Annotated in this window: 4 protein-coding genes; all 4 read right to left on the bottom strand. The window is 67.9% G+C overall.

Annotated features, from left to right (window positions below; translation table 11 throughout):
• Window positions 1-2,883: DUF4215 domain-containing protein (locus tag QHF83_RS52790; RefSeq protein ID WP_282425786.1), on the bottom strand; the 2,883-nt coding region annotated here is incomplete at its 3' end.
• 220 nt (window positions 2,884-3,103) lie between these two features.
• On the bottom strand, window positions 3,104-3,472 hold the full coding sequence (locus QHF83_RS52795) for a VOC family protein (RefSeq protein ID WP_282425787.1): 369 nt from the start codon (window positions 3,470-3,472) through the stop codon (window positions 3,104-3,106).
• A 1-nt stretch (window position 3,473) separates the two neighbouring features.
• Complete coding sequence (locus QHF83_RS52800) at window positions 3,474-4,634, bottom strand: hypothetical protein (RefSeq protein ID WP_282425788.1); 1,161 nt, start codon at window positions 4,632-4,634, stop codon at window positions 3,474-3,476.
• Window positions 4,631-5,098: a hypothetical protein gene (locus tag QHF83_RS52805; RefSeq protein WP_282425789.1), complete on the bottom strand. Its 468-nt coding sequence runs from the start codon at window positions 5,096-5,098 to the stop codon at window positions 4,631-4,633. Before QHF83_RS52805 ends, QHF83_RS52800 begins: the two co-directional genes overlap by 4 nt.
• Between the last annotated feature and the right edge of the window lie 130 nt (window positions 5,099-5,228).

Raw genomic sequence — 5,228 nt, forward strand, 5'->3', positions numbered from 1 at the left:
ACCGCCCGCGCCGCCCTCGCCACCGGCACCACCAGCGCCGCCAGCACCACCCGCGCCACCCGCGCCACCCGCGCCACCCGCGCCGCCAGCACCGCCAGCGCCACCCCCGCCGCCAGCACCGCCCCCGCCGCCCTGCCCCGACGACTCGGTCTTGCAGTCGGACGCGCAGCCGTCATTGGACGCGGTGTTCCCGTCGTCGCATTCCTCGACGCCGTCCTGCACGAACCCGTCGCCGCACGTGGCCGTCTTGCAGGTGCTCGTGCATGCGTCGTCGTTCGATTGATTCGCGTCGTCGCAATCCTCGCCCGCTTGCACGACGCCGTCGCCGCAGCCCGGCAGGCTGCAGTTGTTCCGGCAGGCATCGTTGTCGATCTGGTTGCCGTCGTCGCACGCCTCGACGCCGGCCTGCAAGAAGCCGTCGCCGCACGCCGCATTCTTGCAGGTCACGAGGCACGCGTCCGTATTCGAAGCATTGCCGTCGTCGCACGCCTCGACGCCCGTCTGCACGAAGCCGTCGCCGCACGCCGCGTTCTTGCAGGTCGTGGTGCAGGCGTCCGCGTTCGACGCATTGGCGTCGTCGCACTCCTCGACGCCCGCTTGCACGTAGCCGTCGCCGCAGCCCGACGTCTTGCACGTCGTGAGGCAGCCGTCCGTGTTCGACGCGTTCCCGTCGTCGCACTCCTCGGCGCCGTTCACCACGCCGTCGCCGCAATAGAAGGGAGGCACGAATTCGTACGCGCCCATGTCGACCGCGGGGCCATTGGCGCCGTCCCCGTCCATCGGCCGCATATTGCCGTCGAGGTCCGTGAGGGGGGCGCCCGCCGACGTGCCCATGTCGATGCACGGGCTGCCCATGGCCAGGTGCAGGTCCGAGGGCGCGTTCACGAAGCCCGGATTCTGCGAAATGCAGCCCGTTCCTGGCACCACGTTATCGTAGTTCTCTTCGGTGCCGAGGACGTTCGTGTACGTGACGGTGGCCGTCGTCGTGCCCGTCGTGTTGTCCCGGTAGATGCCCGACGTGGTCCCGATGATGATGCTGTTCTTGACGTTCACGATCGCCGTCGCATTCGCAGCCGCCCTCAGGGTCACGCCGAACGCGCCTGGACCGTGGACCGTCGTGTTCGTCACGTTGAGCGTGCCGGTCGCGGTGCTCGTGGCGTTGAGGCTGATGTTGTCCCAGTTGTTGCGGAAGAGCCCGTTCTCGATCGTCATCGTGGCGGTGCCGCTCTCCGGGCGGAACTCAACGCCATCCCACTCGTTGTCGCTCACGGTCAGGCCCGAGAAGGTGGGGGACGCATTGCCTTTCACGGTGATCCCGTAATCGTTGCTCCTGGTCGTGAAATTCTTGATGAGCGGCGCCCCCGCGTCGAGAAGCAGGCCGTAGAGCGACGTGTCGGTCGTGACGTTCAAAAGCCCGAGCACGTCGCCCGCGGCGCTCGAATGGATCGCATTGTACCCGTACCGCACGTTCACGTGCGTCAGCGTCGCCGCCGTCGCGCCCGACAGCACCCGCACGCCATACCAGTTCTGCGCTGCCGCCACGAGGGCGCGCAGCGTGATGGGCGCGGCCGCCGTCCCGATGGCTTCCAGCGTCCCCCGCACCCGGATCTCGGCGCGCTCCGTGTCCGTGCCCGCCATCATGATGTCGCCGTTCGAGAAGTTCACCACCACGCCCGGCTCGATCGAGAGCTTCCGGCCCGGCGGCACCGTGATGTCCCCCGCGACGGTATACGGCGAGCCTGCCAAGGTCAGCGTCGTATCGGTCCAGAGCGTCCCGTGATACCCCGGCGTCGCGTCATTCACATACGGCAGCGCCCCGATGTCCTGGCCCGCGTCCCCCGCGAACCTCGACGGCGAATTCGACGTGATCCGCAGGTCCGACAGCGGGTTCACGTACAGCGGGTTCGCCGAAAAGCACCCCGGGCCGGGGGTCACATTCGAATAGTTCGTCGTGTTGTCCCAGACGTTCGAATACGTGACGTTCACCGTCGCCGCGCCGCCCGCCCCGTAGATGCCGGTGGTGTTGTCCGTCACGTTCGAGTTTTTGAGGTTCACCGTCGTCGATGCGCCCGAAGACGTGGAGACGGACACGCCGCGGGACTGCTCGTGGATCGTGGCGCCCGTGATGTTCACCGTCGAGATGCCGTTCGACTCCGCCGACAGATCGAGCCCGTAAAAGCTATTCCGGACCACGCAGTTGTTGATGGTGTTCACCGCGGTCACGCCCGTCGTCAAGATCCTGATGCCGCGGTTGGTATTGTTATTGATCGTGCAGCCGTTGATCGTCGCTGCGGCGGACCCCGCGATGTCGATGCCGACCGAGCCGCCGCTGACGCTCACGTTCGTGAGCGTCGGCGTGCCGGCGAGGAGGTAGAAGCCATACGTGGTGGCGGTGATCGTGGTATCGGAGACGGCGAGACCCATGCCCGCCGCGCTCGAGGTGACGCCTTGCCTCGCATGGGCGATCGACGCGCCGGAGATGGTGACGGTGCTCGCCGCACCGGCGCGGATGCCAAACCACGTGCCCACGGCCGACCCGTTCTGGGCCAGGAACTGCACGGGGCTCGCCGCCGTGCCATTGACGTTGAGTTGCCCCTGCACGATGAGCTCGATGCGGGCCGTGTCGGTGCCGCCGGATTGCCCGTCGCTGCTCGCGAACCGCACGACGGTGCCGGCTTCGATGGTCAACGAGGCGCCGCTCGGCACCGTGACGTCTCCCTGGACGTTGTAGGGGCTGCCCGCGGCGGTCCAGGTCTGGGTGGCGATGGTGCCGCCGGCGATGGTCGTCGCGGCAACCGCTTCGCGTGGGAAAACCAGCGCGACGGTAAGCGCAAGAGCGAGCGCAATGCAATGCAGGGCGCTCGCAAAGGAACGAGGCGACATGATTCGAGGCCCTCCGAGAGGTCTTTGGTTCATGCTCAGCTACCCCGGGCGTCAGTGTGCTCATGGCGCCGCACGGCACCGCGAGCACAGGCCCAGCGTCCGGGAGATGCTCGGCGCGTCCCTGCGTCGCAGTTTTTTTTCGGGGGCCTCGATCTCGCCCTCGGAGGGGGACGGGGCGGAGAAGTCGGGCGGGAATTTTTCGATGGCCCGGGCGCTGCCGTTAGCAGGTCACCTCGAACAGGTGCCCGTTCGCGTCCACGAAGTAGACCCGGCCCGCGCCGCCGAGGGGGTCCTCGGTCTTTCCGTTGCGTGGATCGTCCGGCTCGTTGCCGAACGGCAAGCCGCGCGCTTCGAGCCGCTGCACGACCTCGGCGAACCGACGCGCGTCGACCCGAAAGGCAATGTGCTCCGGGTTCACGGTCGTCGCCGCATTGAAAAGGAGGAACGCGCCGTGCTCCAGGTCGATGCGGTACATGTCATCGTCGGCGCCGTCGACGGTCGGCTCGGGCGCGCCCAGGATCGCGGCCAGGTCTCTGGCCGACGTCTGCGCGTCGTGGGCGGCGAGGCCGATGTGATCGATTTTGAGCATTTCAGGGATCCTCCGGCGGGGTCTCGTCGAAGATACTCGTTCGCCAGGCGAACACGGCTTCTCTTCCGCGGTCGGCCCAGAAGATCGTGTCCCCATCGACCGCGACGCCGCAGGCTCGTTTCGCCTCCGGGGCGCGCACGCGGGCGACCATTCCGGTCGTGACGTCCAAGCGAGAGAGGGTATCGTCGCCATCCGCCCAGTAATAGTAGCGGCCGCCGGCGAACGCGCCGTTTCCCCGGTCGCCGTAGGGTCTGATCGTGAACCGCTTTCGCACCGTCTTGCCATCGGCGGTGATCACGAGGATCGCCTCGGTCGTGCGGACGAGCCAACCGTTTGCGAAGGCGCTGCCGTCCATGGGCATTGCGTCGAGCGGAGCTCCTCGGGTCGTCGAGCGCGTGGCGAGGTCGGTGAGCGCGAGCTGCCAGCTCCGGTCGGTCCACGCGAGCCTCCGCCCATCCGCGGCGATGAGCCAGGGCTGCTCGTTGTCCGGCAAGATCGGCTCGCCATCGGGATGCGCCTCGTCGACGCGGAGCGCGCCGCCCTTGCCGAAGCGATCGGAGACGAAGACGCTCGCCTCCGAGGCGATGATGCCGAGATAACTCCGATCCTTGGCGCCAATCGTCGTCGGTTCGGACGACGCGCCGTCGCGATAGGACCAGAACCAATCCGGATCGTCCTGACCGCGCGCCCCACCGGTGCACGGCGCGCCGGTCCAGTAGAGGGTCCCATCACGCGCGGTCAAGTCATAGGGGCGGTAGTCGAGCTTGACGAGCGTGACCTTCTCGCCGTCACGTCTCGACGTCCGCGTGAGTGTGCCGCCGGCCTCGTCGCACATGAGGGCCGCGCCATAGGCGCCCGAGCCGCCTCCCTTACTCGGGGGAGGAGAGGAGCGCCGATCGTGGATCTCGAGCCAGTAGACATGCGACGGGGTCACCACGAGATCGCAGAGCCCGCTGTCGTACGAGGCCATCCGCAGCGGCATCGACGGCGCAGGCGGTGGCTTCTCGGCCGGCGCAGGAGCCGCGGTCTCGACCGAAGCGGGAGCCGCGGTCGAAGGTGCCTGCACGACGGCCGGCGCCGCGACGGGAACAGGCCTTTCTGCATTGCAGCCCGAGAGCACGGCGACGCCGATCGAGACCAAGCCGAGCGAGATTCGAATCACCGCGGCAGTATAACCGAGTCCAAGCGTCCCGCGAGCTCGTAGGCCAATCGAAACGGTTCCCCCGGATCGTCGAGCTCATCGTTGCCGTAGAACAGCTCCCAGCCCGGACCGAGCGCGCGCAGATCGACCGAGCCATCGAACGTCTCGCCACGCAACCTCTCCAGGGGATCGCCGCCATGACGAGGATCTCCGCGGCGGAGGGCGACGGTGAGGCGCCCTTGGTGAAGCGCGAAGATACGCGCTGTCCGCTCGTGAGCCATGACGTTGAACAGGCCGAGCGTGCACCGCGACGCGTCGGGGCAGTCGCGGCCATAGTCATGAAAAAAGATCTGGCCCCCTTCATCGAAGGGGCTCCCATCCGTGCCCGCCTCGAAGCACCGGACATCCCCCGGGCCCCGGAGCCCGAGACATCGAAACACGCGGTGGTTGTCTGGCTGCGCGAAGAGGGCTTCGAGGGTCAGCATGGTCCGACGAACGTCTTACCACCGATGGGGGTGCTTTGGGGTCGCCGCGCCGGGGCGCTGCCCCGGACCCCGCGGGGGCTGTCCGCCCCTCGACCCGGACCAGGCACGGCCTGGACCGAGGGTGGAAGAA

The organism is Polyangium sp. 15x6, assembly GCF_029960785.1.
In the GTDB taxonomy this organism is placed as follows: domain Bacteria; phylum Myxococcota_A; class Polyangia; order Polyangiales; family Polyangiaceae; genus Polyangium.